This is a genomic window from Janthinobacterium sp. P210005, from assembly GCF_036231865.1.
Lineage (GTDB): Bacteria > Pseudomonadota > Gammaproteobacteria > Burkholderiales > Burkholderiaceae_D > Janthinobacterium > Janthinobacterium kumbetense.
The window spans coordinates 2,079,282-2,097,765 of record NZ_JAZARC010000001.1 but is presented as its reverse complement, the minus strand read 5'-3'; the positions used below and the strand labels follow the sequence as shown (position 1 = coordinate 2,097,765).

The window sequence follows — 18,484 nt, the reverse complement described above, 5'->3', positions numbered from 1 at the left end:
CTTGATAATTATCAATACTACTGCACCTTCAGTATAGACAACATTGGCAGAAAGATCGTGTTTAGCTGCGGCAGGGTCCGTCTGGCGCCGTTGCGCAGGCGCTTGAGAGCAGGATTTCTTGTGTCGCGCGTGGTCTTGCACGCACGCCAATGGTAGTATTTCAAAATACAACAGCAGGAACACTTATTTCCTGGCGGAAAAGCTCTTGCGGACCCGCTTTGCACCAGGAAGCGCGTTTTGAGATTTACCAACAGGGCGGCGCCCTGCTACACTCGCACCATCGCAGCGGTATTGCCTCAAATCATCTTAATCGAGAAATTGTGGGTATCAGTCTGTAAAACGCACAGTTCAGGCGGAATTTTGACAAATTATGGAGAAGCAGGGATATGACCAACGCCGCTGATGATTTCGATGCATTATTCGATGAAGTATCCGCGCAAAGCGCGGCCGCAGCCACGCCGGCGCCTGCCGCCGCGCCGGCTCCCGCCGTGATCGCAGATGACGATTTCGACGCGCTGTTCGACTCCGTGTCGGCCAGCGTCGCCGTACCGGCAGCCGCAGCGGCGCCGGTGGCTGCCGCGCCAGCCGCAGCGGAAGCGGCCCCCGTGGCCGGCGCCGACGCGCCTGGCGAAGCGGCCGACCCGGTCGACCAGTCCGACAAGCCGATGTTCGAGCGCCTGGGCGGCATCGTGCGCCTGCTGCACGATTCGCTGCGCGAACTGGGCTACGACAAGGCGTTGACGGAAGCGTCGTCGCAGATCGTCGACGCCCAGGACCGCCTGGAATATGTCGCCACCCTGACGGAACAGGCCGCCAACAAGGTCTTGAACACGCTCGACGAAGGTATGCCGGCGCAGGACGTGCTGTCGAAGAAAGCCAAGGACATGGACGGCCGCTGGACGGCGCTGTTCGACGGCAAGCTGAGCCTGGAAGAATTCAAGGCCCTGGCCGGCGATTCGCGCCAGTTCGCGCAAGCCGTTGCCGAAGCGACGGAAGCGGAAAAAGCCCGCTTGCTGGAAATCATGATGGCCCAGGACTTCCAGGACATCACGGGCCAGTTGATCAAAAAAGTGGTCAACATCACCAAGACGGTGGAAAACGAGCTGGCTCAGCTGCTGCGCGACAACGCGCCGGCCGAGGTGCGCGAAAAACTGGCGCAAAAGCCGGTGCCGCTGATGCAGGGCCCGTCCGTGCCGTCGGTGGCGCTGGACCAGGATAATGTAGACGACCTTCTTGCGGATTTGGGATTCTAATGGACGATATGCTCAAGGATTTCGTCGTTGAGGCGATGGATCTTGCGGTTAATGTTGAAGAGCACTTATTGCGCCTCGAGCGTGATCCTGACAACAAGGAAACACTGAATGCCGTGTTTCGTTCCTTCCACACCATCAAGGGTGGCGCCGGTTTCATGGGCCTGCCTGCGCTGGTGGCGGCCTGCCACCTGACGGAAAATCTGTTCGACGCCTTGCGCACGGGCGCCGCGCCCGTGACGCCGATCGCCATCGAGGCGGCGCTGCAAGCGTCCGGTTTCGTGGCCGACCAGCTGACGGAGCTGGCGAACGGCGCCGCGCCGGAAAGCTTGCCGGCCATGCCGGAAGAGCTGGAACACATCCTGACGAACGCCATCGAAGGCAAGGGCATGGACACGCCTGCGCCTGCCGCCGCCGTGGCGGCCGAAGCGGCCGCGCCTGTTGCCGAGGTCGCTGAAGTGCTTGCAGCCGCGCCTGCCGCTGTCGTGGCCACTGCCAGCGCCGATGGCCTGGACTGGGAAGGCATGTATAACGCCGTCGTGCCCGAGGCCAGCCGCGTGGCTGCCGCACCGGTGTCTGCCGTCGCCGCTGCGCCTGCCGTCGTGGCCGCCGCGCCTGCCGCTGCTGCCGCCGCCAAACCGGCCGCCAAGGCCTGGGATGGCGCCGAACGCCGCGAAGAGCGCCCGGAAGTGCGCCATGCCGCGCCCGTCAAGGAAGACAGCATCCGCGTCGACGCCGTCAAGCTCGACGCCTTGCTGGAAGTGGCCGGCGAATCCGTGCAGGCCGCCAACCAGGCTGCCGTGCTGCTTGAGCGCTTGCTGCAATTCAAATTCGAAGGCCAGGCCGCCACCTTGATGGCGACCCTGGCGGAAACCCTGGAACGCGCTTCGCGTTACTCGACGGAACTGCAGCGGGCCACCCTGGCCACGCGCATGCAGCCCGTCGGCCGCCTGTTCCAGAAATTCCCGCGCCTGGTGCGCGAACTGGCCAAGGATCTGGGCAAGGATGTCGAACTGACCATCGAAGGCGCGGAGACGGAAGTCGACCGCGTGGTGGTCGACAGCCTGTACGATCCGCTCGTGCACATGCTGCGCAACTCGCTCGACCATGGCGTCGAATCACCGGAAGCGCGCCTGGCTGCCGGCAAGCCCGCCAAATCGTATATTTCACTGAAGGCATGGCAGGAAGCCAACAGTGTCATGATCGTGCTGCAGGATGACGGCAAGGGCATGGACCCGGCCTTCCTGCGCAGCAAGGCCCAGCAAAAGGGCTTGATCAGCGAAAACGCGCAGTTGAGCAACGACGAATGCTTCCAGCTGGTGTTCCTGCCGGGCTTTTCGACCAAGGAAGTCGCCTCCAGCGTTTCCGGACGCGGCGTGGGCATGGACGTGGTGAAAACGGCCGTGGAGAAAAACCGCGGCGCCATCCACATCGAGTCGGCGCTGGGCAAGGGCACCAAATTTGCCATCCGCCTGCCGATCGAACTGTCGATCGTGCCGACCATGCTCGTGTCGACCTCGGGCGCCGCGCTGGCGCTGCCGATGGCCGTGGTGCAGCGCGTCGTCGAATTGCCGGAAACCTTCATGGAAGTGGGCGGCGCGCCCGTGCTGAAAGACCAGGGCCGTCCATTGCCCGTGCGGTCGCTGGCCGGTTCGCTGGGCTACGAGTCGTGCAGCGAGCGCGTCGGCATTGTTGTCGCTGCGCCACAGCCGTACATTCTCGCCGTGGAAGCCGTCGATGGCACGGCCGACCTGGTGATCAAGCCGATGACGGCCATCACCGTGGAAGGCATTACCGGTACTGCCCGCTCGGCCGAGGGCGAGCTGGTGCTAGTCGTGGGCCTATCTTTCCTGATGGATGGTTGCAGGGGAAGTGTGCGCATGGCTGCCTAACAACACAGGCCAGTTCACATCCAGCCCGCTGCAGACCTCTGCAGCGGGCTTTTTTTTCGGCTTTTTTCGATTTTTATTCGCCCCGCCGGCATTTTGGCGGATTTTCGTATCAGCAATTTTTTCGTCATATCCGCAAAGCGCGCCAAATTTTGTATCGCCCATCCCACGCTGGGGTGGCTTTTGGTTCTGCATTGCACAATATATGGCATAATCATTGCCGATCCCTCCGATCAGTAGACAGATCACTTAAACACAGGCTGTGGCAACGCTGCATAAATCATGATGAAGACGCTTTACGACAAACTTTGGGAATCCCACGTTGTTCGGGCCGAAGATGATGGCACGACAATTCTGTACATCGACCGGCACCTGCTGCACGAAGTCACCAGCCCGCAAGCCTTCGATGGCCTCAGCGTGGCGGGCCGCCAGCCGTGGCGCATTTCCGCCAACCTGGCCGTGGCCGACCATAACGTGCCCACCACCAGCCGGGTCGACGGCATTGCCGACCCGGTCTCGCGCCTGCAGGTGGAAACCCTGGACAAGAACGCCCGGCACTATGGCTTGACCTACTTCAACATGAACGACAAGCGCCAGGGTATCGTGCATGTGATCGGCCCCGAGCAGGGCGCGACCCTGCCCGGCATGACGGTCGTCTGCGGCGATTCGCACACGTCCACGCACGGCGCGTTCGGCGCGCTGGCGCACGGCATCGGCACGTCCGAAGTGGAACATGTGCTGGCCACGCAAACCTTGCTGCAAAAGAAATCCAAATCCATGCTGGTGCAGGTCGACGGCGCCTTGCCTGCCGGCGTGACGGCGAAAGATATCGTGCTGGCCATCATCGGCAAGATCGGCACGGCCGGCGGCACGGGCTACTGTATCGAGTTCGGCGGCTCGGCCATCCGCGCTCTGTCGATGGAAGGCCGCATGACGGTGTGCAACATGGCCATCGAGGCAGGCGCGCGCGCCGGCATCATCGGCGTGGACGACACCACCATCAATTACGTCAAGGGCCGCCCGTTTTCGCCGGCCGGTCCGCACTGGGAACGTGCCGTGGCCTATTGGCGCACCCTGCATTCGGACCCGGGCGCCCGCTTCGACCTCGTCGTCACCCTGAACGCGCAAGACATCGTGCCGCAAGTGACCTGGGGCACGTCGCCCGAGATGGTGATCGGCGTCGATGGCCGCGTACCGGACCCCGACCTGGAAAAAGACAGCGTCAAGCGCGATGCGATGGAAAAGGCGCTCGTCTACATGAACCTCAAGCCGAACACGGCCATCGAAGACATCCGCATCGACAAGGTCTTCATCGGTTCCTGCACCAATTCGCGCATCGAGGATTTGCGCGCGGCAGCGGCCGTGGTGCGCGGCAAGTACCGCGCCTCGAACGTCACCCTGGCGCTGGTGGTGCCCGGTTCCGGCCTGGTCAAGGATCAGGCGGAACGCGAGGGACTCGACCGTATCTTCAAGGATGCCGGTTTCGAATGGCGCGAGCCGGGCTGTTCCATGTGCCTGGCCATGAATGCGGACCGTCTGGAGCCGGGCGAGCGCTGCGCGTCCACGTCGAACCGCAACTTCGAAGGCCGGCAAGGGCAGGGCGGGCGTACCCACCTGGTGTCGCCCGCGATGGCGGCCGCGGCAGGTATCGCCGGCCACTTTGTCGACGTGCGGGGCTTGCGATGAATTAAGGGAACTGCGTGGTAACGCAGCCAAATTCCGGGGTCAGACCCGCCGGGTCTGACCCCAGCTTTCAGCTGCTGGTTTACACTAGCGCCATTCATTTCCCTGAAACAAACGAGATCATCATGAAAAAACTCTTCGCCCTCCTCATCGCCACCGTCATCTTGTCTGGCTGCAACACCGTCTCCGGCATCGGCCGCGATGTGCAGAAAGTCGGCCAGGTTGTCACTGGCGCCGGCGGAAAATAAACCGCGACGTGCCGGCGCCCTGCGCCGCGCGTCTTACCGAGTAGAAACAGCATGGATAAATTTACGATTTACGAAGGCCTGGTCGCCCCGCTGGACCGCGCCAACGTCGACACCGACGCGATTATCCCGAAGCAATTCCTGAAATCGATCCACCGCAGCGGTTTCGGCCCCAACCTGTTCGACGAATGGCGCTACCTCGACCATGGCGAACCGGGCCAGGACAACAGCCGCCGCCCGCTGAACCCGGAGTTCGTGCTCAACGAGCCGCGCTACCAGGGCGCCTCGATCTTGCTCACGCGCAAGAATTTCGGCTGCGGTTCCTCGCGCGAACACGCGCCGTGGGCGCTCGATCAATATGGCTTCCGCGCCATCATCGCGCCCTCGTTCGCCGACATCTTCTTCAATAATTGCTACAAGAACGGCTTGCTGCCCATCGTGCTGTCGGAAAGCCAGGTCGAGCACCTGTTCAATGAAGTCAAGGCCTTCCCCGGCTTCAAGCTGGTGGTGGACCTGGAGCAGCAATGCGTGCGCACCAGCAATGGTTCCGTGTCGTATCCGTTCGAGATCGATGCCTTCCGCAAATATTGCCTGATGAATGGCCTCGACGATATCGGCCTGACCCTGCGCCACGCGGACGATATCCGCGCCTTCGAAGAGCGCCACCTGCATAGCCAACCCTGGCTCGCCAACGTCATCTAATCGATAAAAATATGAAAATTGCAATCTTACCCGGCGACGGCATCGGTCCTGAAATCGTCGCGCAAGCCGTCAAGGTCTTGAATGTGCTGGGCGAATCGTTCGAGCTGGAAACGGCCCCCGTGGGCGGCGCCGGCTATGCGGCCCATGGCCACCCGCTGCCGGAAGGCACGCTGGCGCTGGCCAAGGCAGCCGATGCCGTGCTGTTTGGCGCCGTGGGCGACTACCAGTACGACAATCTGGAGCGCCAGTTCCGTCCCGAGCAGGCGATTTTGGGCTTGCGCAAGAACCTGGGCCTGTTCGCCAACCTGCGTCCGGCCATTTTGTATCCGGAACTGGCGGGCGCCTCGACCCTGAAGCCGGAAGTGGTGTCCGGCCTGGACATTTTGATCATCCGCGAGTTGACGGGCGACATTTATTTCGGCCAGCCCCGCGGCGTGCGCGAGTGCCCGGACGGTCCGTTCAAGGGCCAGCGCGAAGGTTTTGATACGATGCGCTATGCGGAAGGCGAAATCCGCCGCATCGCCCACGTGGCTTTCCAGGCAGCGCAAAAGCGCGACAAGCGCCTCACCAGCGTGGACAAGGCCAACGTGCTGGAAACCTTCCAGTTCTGGAAAGACATCGTCATCGACGTGCACAAGGAATACCCGGATGTTGCGCTCGATCATATGTATGTCGATAACGCGGCCATGCAGCTGGTGCGGGCGCCGAAGAAATTCGACGTCATGGTGACCGGCAACATGTTCGGCGACATCTTGTCGGACGCGGCCGCCATGCTGACGGGTTCGATCGGCATGCTGCCGTCGGCCTCGCTGGACGCCAACAACAAGGGCTTGTACGAGCCATCGCACGGTTCGGCGCCCGATATCGCGGGCAAGGGCATCGCCAATCCGCTGGCGACGATCTTGTCGGCCGCCATGATGTTGCGTTATTCGCTGAATCGTGAAGAGCAGGCAAACCGCATCGAAACGGCCGTGAAGCAGGTGCTGGCGCAGGGCTTGCGCACGGCCGACATCCATGAAGCGGGCACGACTTTGGTCGGTACCGAGGCCATGGGTGATGCAGTTGTAAAAGCACTGGGATAAAATAGTCTAATGACGGCAGTCGCCGTCTCATCTTGAGGAATGGTAATGAAATTAGTTGGCTTGGTAGGTTGGCGCGGTATGGTCGGTTCGGTCCTGATGCAGCGCATGCAGGAAGAGGGCGATTTCGCCCACATCGAACCGGTGTTTTTCACCACCTCGAACACGGGCGGCGCGGCGCCGGCCATGGCGAAGAATGAAACCATCCTCAAGGATGCCAACAACATCGCCGAACTGTCCAAGTGCGACATCATCATTTCCTGCCAGGGCGGCGACTACACGAGCGCCGTCTTCCCGCAGCTGCGCGCAGCGGGCTGGAATGGCTACTGGATCGATGCGGCCTCGACCTTGCGCATGGAAAAGGACGCCGTCATCGTGCTCGACCCCGTCAACCTGCACGTCATCAAGGATGCGCTGGGCAAGGGCGTCAAGAACTACATCGGCGGCAATTGCACCGTCTCGTGCATGATGATGGGCCTGGGCGGCCTGTTCCAGCACGACCTGATCGACTGGATGACGTCGATGACGTACCAGGCGGCATCGGGCGGCGGCGCGCAGCACATGCGCGAACTGCTGACGCAATTCGGCACCATCAACGGTTCCGTCAAGGCGCTGCTGGACAACCCCGCTTCCGCCATCCTGGAAATCGACCGCCAGGTGCTGGCCACCCAGCACGGCTATTCCCCGGATGAAATCAAGCAATTCGGCGCGCCGCTGGCCGGCAACCTGATCCCGTGGATCGACAAGGACCTGGGCAACGGCCAGTCGAAGGAAGAGTGGAAGGCCGGCGCGGAAACCAACAAGATCCTGGGCCGCGGCGTGGACTTTGGCACGAAGGAAATCCCGGTCGACGGCCTGTGCGTGCGCATCGGCGCCATGCGCTGCCATTCGCAAGCCTTGACCATCAAGCTGAAGAAAGACGTGCCGCTCGATGAAATCAACGACATCATCGCCAGCAACAACCAATGGGTGAAATTCGTGCCGAACACGCGCGAAGCGTCCGTGCGCGACCTGTCGCCGGCCGCCGTCACGGGCAGCCTGACGATTCCTGTCGGCCGCGTGCGCAAGATGAGCATGGGCGGCGAATACCTGTCCGCGTTCACCGTGGGCGACCAATTGCTGTGGGGCGCGGCCGAGCCGCTGCGCCGCATGCTGCGTATTTTGTTGGACGCATAACGGCAATTAATTGCTGATCCAGATCAAGCCGGGGCTGTTTTCCCGGCTTTTTTTTCGTCCTGAGCCCGTCAAGGCTCAACCATGCGGAGCTTGCATAGCTCTGGGCATGATGATATGTTGATACCTCTGGAAAAGTAACAGTTTTCCCATGTCAACTAAGATGCCGCCAACTATGCCTGTACACACTCGTCCCCGGGTCGCCTCCCTTGCCATTAAAACACTCAGCGGCGCTGTCGCCTGTGCGGTGTTATTGTCACCGGCGGTATCCGCAGCCGAGCTGGGCAAGATCACGGTGCTGTCCGCCGCCGGCCAGCCGCTGCGCGCCGAGGTCGAATTATCGGCCGTCAAGCCAGGCGAGGCTTCGAGCCTGCTGGCCAAGCTGGCGCCGCCTGATGCCTATCGCCAGGCCAACGTGGAATTCAATCCCGCCCTGAACGCCTTGACGTTTGCCGTGGAAAACCGCAACGGCAAGTCCTTCATCCGCATCAGCTCGGCGCAACCGGTGGCCGAACCCATGGTCGACCTGCTGCTGGAGCTGAGCAGCAAGAGCGGCCGCCAGGTGCGCGAATATGCGTTCGTGCTCGACACGCCCGAAGCGCGCCAGACGCGCGGCGCGCAGGTGACGGCGCCAGTCGAGCCTGGCAAGGCCAAGCCGGCTGCTGCCGCTGCCGATGCTGCGCCACCAGCCGCGAAAAAGGCGGCAGGCGAATACAAGGTCAAGGCGGGCGACACCCTGAGCCGCATCGCCAGCGAACTGAAGCCATCGGGCGTGTCGCTCGACATGATGCTCGTCGCCCTGTACCGCGCCAATCCCGACGCCTTCAAGGGCGAGAACATGAACCGCATGCAGGCCGGGCGCATCCTGGCCGTGCCGGGTGCGGACACCGTGCGCGCCACCGGCGCGGCTGAAGCGAAGGGCATCGTGACGGCGCACGCCATCGATTTCGACGCCTACCGCAACAAGCTCGCTGGCCAAGTGTCGCAAAGCAAGCCGGCCAAGGCCGCGCAAGCGACGCAAAGCACGGCCGGCAAGATCGGCCCGACCAAGGTGCAGGAAAAACCGACGGCCGTGAGCGAGTCGCAAGACAAGCTGAAGCTGTCGAAAGCGGAGCCGGCGGCCAAGTCGGCCGGCAAGAGCGCCGTCGCCAGCGAAGAAGACAAGATCGCCAAGGCGAAGCAGGTCGATGAAGCAGCCGCCCGCGTCAAGGAACTGGAAAAGAACGTCAGCGACCTGGAAAAGTTGATGGCGGTCAAGAGTAAGGCCATGGCCGACAAGAGCGCCCCAGCGCCCGCCAAGCCGGCCGAGGCCGCTGCCAGCGCAGCGGCCAGCGCCGTCGCCAGTGCACCTGCCGAAGCCCAGCCGCCCGTGCCGAAGGCAAAACCGGTGCCGCTGGTGAAAAAGCCATCGCCGCTGGAACCGACCTTCGCCGACAAGATCAGCGACCACCTGGGCGCCATCGGCATCGGCCTGGCCGCGCTGCTGGCCGCCGTGGCCGCGCTGGTGATCGCGCGCCGCCGCAAGGAGACGCCGCCGCCCGCCGAAGATATCGCCCCTGTGTTCGAGCCGGAAGCGCCAGTGGCGCCGCCGGCCGGCCTGGCGCCGGAAGATCAGCAATCCGAAGCGAGCAATCACCTGTTCGGCACGGGCGCCGCCGCTGCCGGCGTGGCCGCCGCAGCGGGCGCCAGCATGCTCGACGCGAATGAAACGGACCCCGTCGCCGAAGCGGACGTGTATATCGCTTACGGCCGCGATGGCCAGGCGGAAGATATCCTCAAGGAAGCCTTGCGCATCCACCCCGAGCGCCATGCAGCCCGCTTGAAGTTGCTGGAAATCTATTCGGCCCGCAACGACGTGCGCGCGTTTGAAGACCAGGCCAGCGAGCTGTACAGCCTGACGCGTGGCCAGGGCGAAGAGTGGCCGCAGGCCGCTGCCTTAGGTCTGGCGCTCGATCCCGCCAACCCGCTGTATGGCGATACGGAAGACGACGCCGTCGTCAGCCTGAGCAAGGCTGCCGGCGACGACTTGCATGGCCAGAGCATGGACTTGCCGGACGATTTGTCTACTCCTGCGCCGCTGGCCGACCTGGCGCCGGCCGAACCGGTGTCCTCCGTGGCGGCCCGCGATGCGCGCGATCCGCTCGATTTCGACCTCGACAGCCTTGATTTCGAACCCGTTTCCACCAGCGACCCGATCGTCATGCCGGGGCCGGACAGCAAGCCTGTTTCTGCCGCGCAGGATGCGCACGATGTGCACTATGACGCCAGCATGGATTTCGGCCTGGACCTGGAGCCGCCAGCCGGTCCCGTGAACGGCGTGGGCGCCGGCTTGACGCCGTTGCCGGATCCGTTGAAGGATGTCGACCTGGCCCATTTCGACCTTGACGAGCCTGTCGCGCCCGCTGCCGCGCCGGTGGTGGCGGCCGAGCCTTCCATCGACAGCCTGTTTGACGATGCGCAAACGCCCGCCACCTTGCCGGAAGCCATACCGCCGGCGCAGGAATTCGACCTGTCCGGCATCGACCTGGACCTCAACGATGGCAAGACGGCCAGCGTGGGCGTGGACGACCCGTTGTCGGCCATCCACATGGAAATGGATACCAAGCTGGACCTAGCGATCGCTTACCAGGAAATCGGCGACAAGGAAGGCGCGCGCGAGCTGATCGATGAAGTCATCAAGGGTGGCAGCGAAGAGCAGGTCAAGAAAGCTAACACGATGCGCGCCCTGCTCAGTTAGCAATACCCGCCGGCGCGGCAGGCTGCTGCGCCGGTATAATGCTTCGATGCAAAATATTACGACAGCAACGCCATTGAAGCGTATCGTCCTCGGCCTGCAGTACGACGGCACGGCCTGGCACGGATACCAGAAGCAGGAAGACGGGCAGACGGTGCAGGACCAGCTGGAAAACGCGCTGGAACAGTTTGCCCGCGTGCGCCTGGCCACCACCTGTGCCGGCCGCACGGACACGGGCGTGCATGCGCTCGAGCAAGTCGTGCATTTCGATACGGAATTGAACCGCGACGTGCACTCGTGGGTGCGCGGCGTCAACGCCTTCCTGCCGAAATCCATCGCCGTGCGCTGGGCCAAGGAACTCGAAGGCGATCCGACGGTCAATGACTTCTTCCACGCCCGTTTCAGCGCGCGCGCACGCACCTATCATTATGTGTTGTACAACAACGCTACCCGTTCGCCGCTGGTGGAAGGCCGTGCCGGTTTCTTTTTCCGTCCGCTGGACGTGGAACTGATGCGGCAAGCCGTGCAACCGCTGCTGGGCTGGCACGATTTCACGGCCTTCCGTGCCGCGCAATGCCAGGCCAAGTCGCCTGTCAAGCTGATGCATGACATCCGCATCGAGCGGCGCGGCGATTGCGTGATTTTTACGATTACGGCCAATGCCTTCCTGCACCACATGGTGCGCAACCTGGTCGGTTCGCTCGTCTACATCGGCACGGGACGCGAAAAACCAGACTGGCTGGGGCACTTGCTTGAAAGCAAGGATCGTCATGCGGCAGCGCCCACGTTCATGCCGGACGGCTTGTACCTGGCGCAGATCGATTACGATCCGAAATGGGCCTTGCCGCAAGACAGCAGCAGCGCATTGCCCTGGTTTTGATCTGCATCAATAAAGGATAGCCATGCCTCGCACACGCATCAAGATCTGCGGCCTGACCCGCGCCGAAGACATCCAGGCCGTCGTGGCGGCGGGCGCCGACGCCATCGGCTTCGTGTTTTATCCGAAAAGCCCCCGTTACGTCACGCCGCAGCAGGCGGCCAGCCTGATCGCCGCCATGCCGCCCTACGTGACGACGGTCGGCCTGTTCGTCAATGCCACGCTGGAAGAAGTGCAGGCAACAAAGGCCGTGGCGCCATTGTCCCTGCTGCAATTTCATGGCGATGAGACGCCCGAACACAGCGCGGCGCTGGCCGGCGCCGTGCAGACGCCGTTTACGCAAGTGTTCCGCGTCAAACCCGACACCTCCTTTGAAGATTTGCTAGAATACGAACAGCGCTATCGCGCCGCCAGTCCCTTGTTTTCGAGTCTTTTGCTCGATACCTATGTGGATGCCTACGGTGGCGCAGGAAAGGTATTTGATTGGTCCCTCATTCCAAAAGAACTCGCGCCTCGGGTCGTTTTAAGTGGTGGCTTGAGCGTACAAAACGCGACTGACGCAGTGGTGCGCGTGCGCCCTTACGCCGTCGACATCAGCAGTGGTGTCGAAGCGTCCAAGGGCATCAAGGACGCGTCCCGTGTCCGCGCGTTTATCGCCGCGGTGCAGGATGCCGATGCCATCATTGCCAGAGGAAACAACCATGAATGACCACACCACCGCGCCCGGCGCAGCCGCCGCATTGTTCCACGCCACCGATTACCCGTTTCCCGACCTGCGCGGCCACTTCGGCCCGTACGGCGGTTCCTTCGTTGCCGAAACGCTCACGCATGCGCTGGCCGAACTGAAGGAAGCGTATGCACGCTACAGCGTCGATCCGGAATTCCTCGAAGAATTCCGCTACGAGCTCAAGCATTTCGTGGGGCGCCCATCGCCCATCTACCACGCCAAGCGCTGGTCCGAACTGGCGGGTGGCGCGCAAATCTATTTCAAGCGCGAAGACTTGAACCACACGGGCGCGCACAAGATCAATAACGTCATCGGCCAGGCCTTGCTGGCCAAGCGCATGGGCAAGCCGCGCATCATCGCCGAGACGGGCGCGGGCCAGCATGGCGTGGCCACGGCCACCATCTGCGCCCGCTTCGGCCTCGAATGCGTGGTCTACATGGGCAGCGAAGACGTCAAGCGCCAGGCGCAGAACGTGTACCGCATGAAATTGCTGGGCGCCACCGTCGTGCCCGTCGAATCAGGCTCCAAGACCCTCAAGGATGCGCTGAACGAAGCCATGCGCGACTGGGTCACGAATATCGAAAACACCTTTTATATCATCGGCACCGTGGCCGGCCCCCATCCGTATCCGATGATGGTGCGCGACTTCCAGTCCGTGATCGGCGAGGAATGCCTGGTGCAGATGCCGGAAATGACGGGCCGCCAGCCCGACTACGTGCTGGCCTGCATCGGCGGCGGTTCAAACGCCATGGGTATCTTTTACCCGTATATCGACCAGAAAGACGTGAAACTGATCGGCGTGGAAGCGGCCGGCGAAGGCCTGGACACGGGCAAGCACTCGGCCTCGCTGACGGCCGGTTTCCCGGGCGTGCTGCACGGCAACCGCACCTATCTGTTGCAGGATGAAAACGGCCAGATCATCGAGACGCATTCCGTCTCGGCCGGCCTCGACTATCCCGGCGTAGGCCCGGAACATGCGTGGCTGAAAGACTCGGGCCGCGCGCAGTATGTGTCGATCACGGACGAGGAGGCGCTGCAGGCGTTCCACGATTGCTGCCATATCGAAGGCATCATCCCGGCCCTGGAATCGTCGCACGCGCTGGCTTACGCGGCCAAGCTGGCGGCCACCTTGCCGAAAGATAAAATTGTACTGGCTAACCTGTCGGGCCGCGGCGACAAGGACATGCATACCGTGGCGGAACGCATGGGACTCAATTTCAGCTAAACAGCTGAAAAATCCCGCGCAGGTCGGATGAGCGCACAGCGCGTCATCCGACATCTCTCACCGATAACACGAAAGCTCGCCATGTCCCGTATCTCCGCCACTTTTGCCAACTTAAAATCCAACAACAAGACCGCCCTGGTCACCTTCATCACCGCCGGCGACCCCGGCCCCGACGCCACCGTGCCCCTGATGCACGCGCTCGTCGAGGGCGGCGCCGACGTGCTGGAACTGGGCGTGCCGTTTTCCGACCCCATGGCCGAAGGCCCCGTCATCCAGCGCGCCTGCGAGCGGGCCTTGAAATTCAATGTCGGCATCCACGACGTGTTCGGCTATGTGCGCCAGTTCCGCGAAACGAACCAGACGACGCCCGTGGTGCTGATGGGCTACGCGAATCCCATCGAGCGCATCGGCAGCGCCGCATTTATTGATGCAGCGCAAGCGTCCGGCGCCGATGGCGCCATCGTCGTCGACTATCCGCCGGAAGAATGCGAGGAATTCGCGGCCGCCATGCGCGCGGCGGGCCTGGACCTGATCTTCCTGCTGGCGCCCACCTCGACCGAAGAGCGCATCGCGCAAGTGGCCAAGGTTGGCGGCGGCTTCAGCTATTATGTGTCGCTGAAAGGCGTCACGGGTGCCGGCAACATTGATACGGAACAGGTGGCAGAGCGCCTCGCGGCCATCCGCCAGCATGTAAAATTGCCTATCGGCGTGGGCTTCGGCATCCGCGATGGGGCCACGGCCAAGGCCGTTGCCAAGGTGGCCGATGCCGTCGTGATCGGCAGCCGCATCATCCAGGAGATTGAAAATGCCCCGGAAGGCGGCGCCGTCGACGCCGTGCGCAGCTTTACGGCAGGCATCCGCGCCGCACTGGACGCCTGAGCAAGCTTGCCGTTTACGCAATATGCGTTGGCGGCAAAGTTCGACAGCCCGGCGATAAACGGCTACACTTCGGCCACTGATTTGCCTGTTATTGTGCAATAGATAAAATTTTTGGTGGCGCCCTGCGGGGCGTCGCCGTTTACCGTCTGCCGGGGGCGTCCACCGACGCTACCCCTACAAGGGCCCAAGGAGAAAATATGAGTTGGTTGGAAAAACTGCTGCCACCGCGCATACAGCGTTCTGATGCTGCCGCGCGCAAGACCATGCCGGAAGGCCTGTGGGTCAAATGCCCGTCGTGCGAAGCCGTGCTGTACCGTACGGACCTGGAATCGAATTTGCACGTGTGCCCGAAATGCGATCACCACATGCGCATCCGCGCGCGTGAACGCCTCGACAGCCTGCTCGACGCTGGCGGCCGCTATGAAATCGGCCAGGAAATCCTGCCTGTCGATACCTTGAAGTTCAAGGACAGCAAGAAATACCCGGACCGCCTGAAATCCGCCATGGAAGCGACGGGCGAGACGGATGCGATGGTCGTCATGGGCGGCGCCATCATGAGCCTGCCGGTTGTCGTGGCGTGCTTCGAATTCGAATTCATGGGCGGTTCCATGGGCTCCGTCGTGGGCGAGCGCTTCGTGCGCGGCGCGCAAATCGCGCTGGAACAGAAAGTGCCGTTCATTTGCATCACCGCCACCGGTGGCGCGCGCATGCAGGAAGGCTTGCTGTCCCTGATGCAGATGGCGAAAACCACGGCCATGCTGACCAAGCTGTCGGAAAAGAAATTGCCATTCATCAGCGTGCTGACCGACCCGACCATGGGCGGCGTGTCCGCCTCGTTCGCCTTCATGGGCGACGTGGTCATTGCCGAACCGAAAGCGCTGATCGGCTTTGCCGGCCCCCGCGTGATTGAAAACACCGTGCGCGAAAAACTGCCGGAAGGCTTCCAGCGCGCCGAGTTCCTCGTCACCAAGGGTGCCGTCGACATGATCGTCGACCGCCGCAAGATGCGCGAAGAAATCGCCCGTCTGCTGGCCTTGTTGCAAAACCAGGCCGTCGAAGTCTTGGCGTAACGCCAACGTAACAGGCCGGGCGGCGTCCGCAGGACACGCCCGGTTGCCACGCCACACCATCTCCGCGCCTCGCGCACTGTCTCCTCATCAAGAAGTCTCCCATGCACAAGCTCCCCACCACCTTGCCGGACTGGCTCGCCATGCTGGAAACCCGCCATTCGGAAACCCAGATCAATATGGGCCTGGACCGCGTGCAAGCCGTCAAGGCGCGCATGCAGCTGGCGTTTACTTGCCCCGTGATCATGGTGGCGGGCACGAATGGCAAGGGTTCCACCTGTGCCATGCTGGAATCCGTGCTGTTGCGTGCCGGCTACAAAGTGGGGCTGTACATCAAGCCGCACTTTCTCGATTTTAACGAGCGCGCCCGCGTGCTGGGCGAGATGGCCAGCGACGAACAGATCGTCGCCAGCTTCAATGCCGTCGAGGCCGTGCGGGGCGACACGCCGTTGACGTATTTCGAATTCACCACCCTGGCCATCCTGCACCTGCTGTCGCAGGCCAAGCTGGACGTGGCCATCCTGGAAGTGGGTCTTGGCGGGCGCCTCGACGCCGTCAACGTGATCGATGCGGACGTGGCCATCGTCACCAGCGTCGATATCGACCACACGGATTACCTGGGCGACACGCGCGAAGCGATCGGCTTTGAAAAGGCGGGCATCTTCCGTCCGGGCAAGGCGGCCATCTGCAGCGATCCCGTGCCGCCGCAATCCCTGATCGACCATGCGGAAGCCATCGGCGCCGACCTGTGGCTGATGGGCCGCGATTTCAATTATTCGGGCGACAAGCAGCAGTGGAACTACGGCGGGCGCGAGCAGCGCCGCAATTCGCTCGCGTATCCAAGCTTGCGCGGCGCCAACCAGATCCTCAACGCGACGGCTGTGCTGGCCGCCCTGGAAGTGCTGAAGCTGAAACTGCCCGTGGGCGCGCAGGAAGTGCGCACGGGCCTCGTGACGGTGGAGCTGCCGGGCCGCTTCCAGGTCTTGCCTGGCCGCCCGAGCGTGATCCTTGATGTAGCGCATAACCCTCACGCGGCGTCGGCGCTGAACCAGAACCTGGGCAATATGGGTTTCCACCCGTACACCTATGCCGTGTTCGGCTCCATGCTGGACAAGGATATCGATGGCGTATTGGCCGCGATGAGCGAACACGTCGACCACTGGTGCCTGACGGGCTTGCCTTCGCCGCGCGCGGCCACGGCTTCCGAGCTGGCCGCCAAGGTGCAGATCATGCTGGAAGATAAGCCCGACAGCAGCGAGCATACTGTATCTATTTTCGATGATCCGGCACAAGCTTTTGCAAATGCAATGAGCCGGGCCGGTGAGAATGATAGAATTGTGGTCTTTGGTTCTTTCCTCACCGTTGCCGGCGTGATGAAGGCCCGAAAATCCTCACTTCACTGAAACGCACTCGACTGAAAATCACGCATGGGCTTGTTCTCGAAACTGTTTAAAAACAAGCAAGAATCCTCTGGCGAAGACAGCGGCTTTTATGTCCCTGGCGAAGCACAGTCGCCGACCCGCAAACGCGCCGCCAACACCTCCGGTGGCGGCGGATCGCGCCGTGGCGGCAAGGAAGCGCCGGATCCGGTCTTGCCTGAAAAAAAGCGCGCACGCCGCCGCCTGGTCGGGGCCATCGCCCTGGCCCTGGGCGTGGCTGTCGGCTTGCCGATGCTGCTCGATTCCGAGCCGAAGGCGCCGTTCAACGATATCGCCATCGATATTCCGTCGAAGGAAAAGGCCGTAGCGCCTGCACCGGCGCCCGTGCCGGCCGTTCCGGCCCGGGCCGCATCGAATGGCCTGGACCAGTCCGAGGAAATCGTCGACGCGCCGCTGCCGCCTGCGGCCAAGCCGACGCCTGCACCGGCACCCGTGCTGGCCGCCGTCCAGCCTGCGCCGGTCAAGCCAGCCTACGTGGAACCGAAACCCGAGCCCAAGCCGGTCAAGGTGGAGCCAAAACCGGAACCGAAGCACGAAACCAAGCCGGAACCCAAGGCCGAGCCGAAACACGAGTCCAAGCCTGAGCCCAAGCATGAAGTAAAACCGGAAGCCAAGCCTGAGACTAAGCCTGCCAAGCCGGCGCAATCGGCCGACGATGCCGCGCGCGCGCTGGCCATCCTGGAAGGCAAGCCGCAGGACAAGCCGCAAGAGAAGGTGCAGGACAAGGCGCACGACGCCGGCAGCGGCAAGTTCGTGGTGCAGGTGGCGGCGCTGGCGACGCAGGACAAGGTTGACGAATTGCAGGACAAGCTGCGCGAAGCGGGCATCAAGTCGTACACGCAGAAAGTCTCCAGCCCGGCGGGCGAACGCATCCGCGTGCGCGTGGGACCGTTCGGCAGCCGCGAAGACGCCGAAAAGACCCGCGCCAAGCTGCAAAAGCTGGGCCTGGGCGGCAGCCTGGTACCGGCGTGATGTTGCAAGGCTGAACGGGCGTGACGATCTTCGATTACCTGGTGCTGTTCGTGCTGGTGACGTCCGTGCTGATCAGCATGATGCGCGGCCTGGTCAAGGAAATACTGTCATTGGTCAGCTGGATCGTGGCTTTCGTCATTGCCAATGCCTATGGCGCCACGCTGGCGAAATTCCTGCCGGAAGCCGTGCCGGGCGAAGCCATCCGATTGTTGCTGGCCTTCGTGGTGCTGTTCATCGGTGTGCGCATTTTGATGGGATTGCTGTCCATGACGGTCGACGCGCTGGTCAAGGTGACGGGCCTGAGCCTGGCCGACCGCACCCTGGGCAGCCTGTTCGGCGTGGCGCGGGGCCTTGTGATCGTGCTGACCGCCGTCATCTTGTGTGGCATGACGTCCATACCGCAGCAGCCATTCTGGAAAAACGCGCAGCTCAGCCCGCTCGCGGAGCAGGGCGCGCGCGCCATCAAGCCTTATCTGCCTGCCGCTTACGCGCAGCATGTGAAATTTTGAATTTTTTTAAAATCAGTAGCACAGTTTAGGAGCA

At 62.6% G+C, this 18,484-nt stretch carries 16 protein-coding genes; all 16 read left to right on the top strand.

All coding sequences use genetic code 11. The annotated features are described in order from the left end of the window. Positions 1–386: 386 nt before the first annotated feature. The 16 genes from VPH40_RS09280 to VPH40_RS09205 all read left to right on the top strand — a co-directional run bounded on the left by VPH40_RS09280 (position 387) and on the right by VPH40_RS09205 (position 18,450). Positions 387–1,253: a protein phosphatase CheZ gene (locus VPH40_RS09280; RefSeq protein WP_289911035.1), complete on the top strand. Its 867-nt coding sequence runs from the start codon at positions 387–389 to the stop codon at positions 1,251–1,253. Further along, positions 1,253–3,142, top strand: coding sequence for a chemotaxis protein CheA (locus tag VPH40_RS09275; RefSeq protein ID WP_328573262.1), 1,890 nt, complete (start codon positions 1,253–1,255; stop codon positions 3,140–3,142). The genes VPH40_RS09280 and VPH40_RS09275 overlap by 1 nt, the downstream gene beginning before the upstream one ends. Positions 3,143–3,421: 279 nt before the next feature. Further along, positions 3,422–4,825, top strand: a complete 1,404-nt coding sequence (gene leuC / locus VPH40_RS09270; RefSeq protein ID WP_251350426.1) for a 3-isopropylmalate dehydratase large subunit — start codon at positions 3,422–3,424, stop codon at positions 4,823–4,825. A 122-nt stretch (positions 4,826–4,947) separates the two neighbouring features. After that, the gene (locus tag VPH40_RS09265) at positions 4,948–5,070 is read left to right on the top strand and encodes a lipoprotein (protein WP_010400408.1); all 123 of its coding nucleotides are present in this window, start codon (positions 4,948–4,950) and stop codon (positions 5,068–5,070) included. A gap of 51 nt (positions 5,071–5,121) precedes the next feature. Then, positions 5,122–5,769: a 3-isopropylmalate dehydratase small subunit gene (leuD, locus tag VPH40_RS09260; protein WP_077407543.1), complete on the top strand. Its 648-nt coding sequence runs from the start codon at positions 5,122–5,124 to the stop codon at positions 5,767–5,769. An 11-nt stretch (positions 5,770–5,780) separates the two neighbouring features. Further along, positions 5,781–6,851 carry a 3-isopropylmalate dehydrogenase gene (leuB, locus tag VPH40_RS09255; RefSeq protein WP_328573261.1) on the top strand — a complete coding sequence of 357 codons (1,071 nt, stop codon included), beginning with the start codon at positions 5,781–5,783 and terminating at the stop codon, positions 6,849–6,851. A 45-nt stretch (positions 6,852–6,896) separates the two neighbouring features. Then, complete coding sequence (gene asd / locus VPH40_RS09250; protein WP_077407539.1) at positions 6,897–8,024, top strand: aspartate-semialdehyde dehydrogenase; 1,128 nt, start codon at positions 6,897–6,899, stop codon at positions 8,022–8,024. A gap of 244 nt (positions 8,025–8,268) precedes the next feature. Beyond that, positions 8,269–10,758 carry a FimV/HubP family polar landmark protein gene (locus VPH40_RS09245; RefSeq protein WP_328573260.1) on the top strand — a complete coding sequence of 830 codons (2,490 nt, stop codon included), beginning with the start codon at positions 8,269–8,271 and terminating at the stop codon, positions 10,756–10,758. A 46-nt stretch (positions 10,759–10,804) separates the two neighbouring features. Further along, entirely contained in the window at positions 10,805–11,635 is an 831-nt protein-coding gene (gene truA, locus VPH40_RS09240; protein ID WP_174718108.1) for a tRNA pseudouridine(38-40) synthase TruA, read from the top strand. 22 nt (positions 11,636–11,657) lie between these two features. After that, a complete protein-coding gene (locus VPH40_RS09235) occupies positions 11,658–12,341 on the top strand; it encodes a phosphoribosylanthranilate isomerase (protein ID WP_328573259.1) in 684 nt (227 codons plus the stop codon). After that, positions 12,334–13,584: a tryptophan synthase subunit beta gene (trpB, locus tag VPH40_RS09230; RefSeq protein ID WP_289898564.1), complete on the top strand. Its 1,251-nt coding sequence runs from the start codon at positions 12,334–12,336 to the stop codon at positions 13,582–13,584. Before VPH40_RS09235 ends, trpB begins: the two co-directional genes overlap by 8 nt. 81 nt (positions 13,585–13,665) lie before the next feature. Then, positions 13,666–14,463 carry a tryptophan synthase subunit alpha gene (gene trpA, locus VPH40_RS09225; protein ID WP_099666998.1) on the top strand — a complete coding sequence of 266 codons (798 nt, stop codon included), beginning with the start codon at positions 13,666–13,668 and terminating at the stop codon, positions 14,461–14,463. A 197-nt stretch (positions 14,464–14,660) separates the two neighbouring features. Continuing rightward, positions 14,661–15,533, top strand: a complete 873-nt coding sequence (gene accD, locus VPH40_RS09220; protein ID WP_010400390.1) for an acetyl-CoA carboxylase, carboxyltransferase subunit beta — start codon at positions 14,661–14,663, stop codon at positions 15,531–15,533. Positions 15,534–15,634: 101 nt separating this feature from the next. Then, positions 15,635–16,933 carry a bifunctional tetrahydrofolate synthase/dihydrofolate synthase gene (gene folC / locus VPH40_RS09215; RefSeq protein WP_251350433.1) on the top strand — a complete coding sequence of 433 codons (1,299 nt, stop codon included), beginning with the start codon at positions 15,635–15,637 and terminating at the stop codon, positions 16,931–16,933. A 24-nt stretch (positions 16,934–16,957) separates the two neighbouring features. After that, positions 16,958–17,941, top strand: a complete 984-nt coding sequence (locus VPH40_RS09210) for an SPOR domain-containing protein (RefSeq protein WP_328573258.1) — start codon at positions 16,958–16,960, stop codon at positions 17,939–17,941. A 20-nt stretch (positions 17,942–17,961) separates the two neighbouring features. Then, positions 17,962–18,450, top strand: coding sequence for a CvpA family protein (locus VPH40_RS09205; protein WP_077407525.1), 489 nt, complete (start codon positions 17,962–17,964; stop codon positions 18,448–18,450). Positions 18,451–18,484: the final 34 nt, after the last annotated feature.

What these genes read in the sequence shown, in the direction of transcription:
- leuB (WP_328573261.1), top strand. Translation starts at nt 5,781, where the DNA reads ATGAAAATTGCAATCTTACCCGGCGACGGCATCGGTCCTGAAATCGTC.
- trpA (WP_099666998.1), top strand. Translation starts at nt 13,666, where the DNA reads ATGTCCCGTATCTCCGCCACTTTTGCCAACTTAAAATCCAACAACAAG.
- leuC (WP_251350426.1), top strand. Translation starts at nt 3,422, where the DNA reads ATGATGAAGACGCTTTACGACAAACTTTGGGAATCCCACGTTGTTCGG.
- folC (WP_251350433.1), top strand. Translation starts at nt 15,635, where the DNA reads ATGCACAAGCTCCCCACCACCTTGCCGGACTGGCTCGCCATGCTGGAA.
- accD (WP_010400390.1), top strand. Translation starts at nt 14,661, where the DNA reads ATGAGTTGGTTGGAAAAACTGCTGCCACCGCGCATACAGCGTTCTGAT.
- VPH40_RS09265 (WP_010400408.1), top strand. Translation starts at nt 4,948, where the DNA reads ATGAAAAAACTCTTCGCCCTCCTCATCGCCACCGTCATCTTGTCTGGC.
- VPH40_RS09275 (WP_328573262.1), top strand. Translation starts at nt 1,253, where the DNA reads ATGGACGATATGCTCAAGGATTTCGTCGTTGAGGCGATGGATCTTGCG.
- trpB (WP_289898564.1), top strand. Translation starts at nt 12,334, where the DNA reads ATGAATGACCACACCACCGCGCCCGGCGCAGCCGCCGCATTGTTCCAC.
- VPH40_RS09235 (WP_328573259.1), top strand. Translation starts at nt 11,658, where the DNA reads ATGCCTCGCACACGCATCAAGATCTGCGGCCTGACCCGCGCCGAAGAC.
- VPH40_RS09210 (WP_328573258.1), top strand. Translation starts at nt 16,958, where the DNA reads ATGGGCTTGTTCTCGAAACTGTTTAAAAACAAGCAAGAATCCTCTGGC.
- leuD (WP_077407543.1), top strand. Translation starts at nt 5,122, where the DNA reads ATGGATAAATTTACGATTTACGAAGGCCTGGTCGCCCCGCTGGACCGC.
- asd (WP_077407539.1), top strand. Translation starts at nt 6,897, where the DNA reads ATGAAATTAGTTGGCTTGGTAGGTTGGCGCGGTATGGTCGGTTCGGTC.
- truA (WP_174718108.1), top strand. Translation starts at nt 10,805, where the DNA reads ATGCAAAATATTACGACAGCAACGCCATTGAAGCGTATCGTCCTCGGC.
- VPH40_RS09280 (WP_289911035.1), top strand. Translation starts at nt 387, where the DNA reads ATGACCAACGCCGCTGATGATTTCGATGCATTATTCGATGAAGTATCC.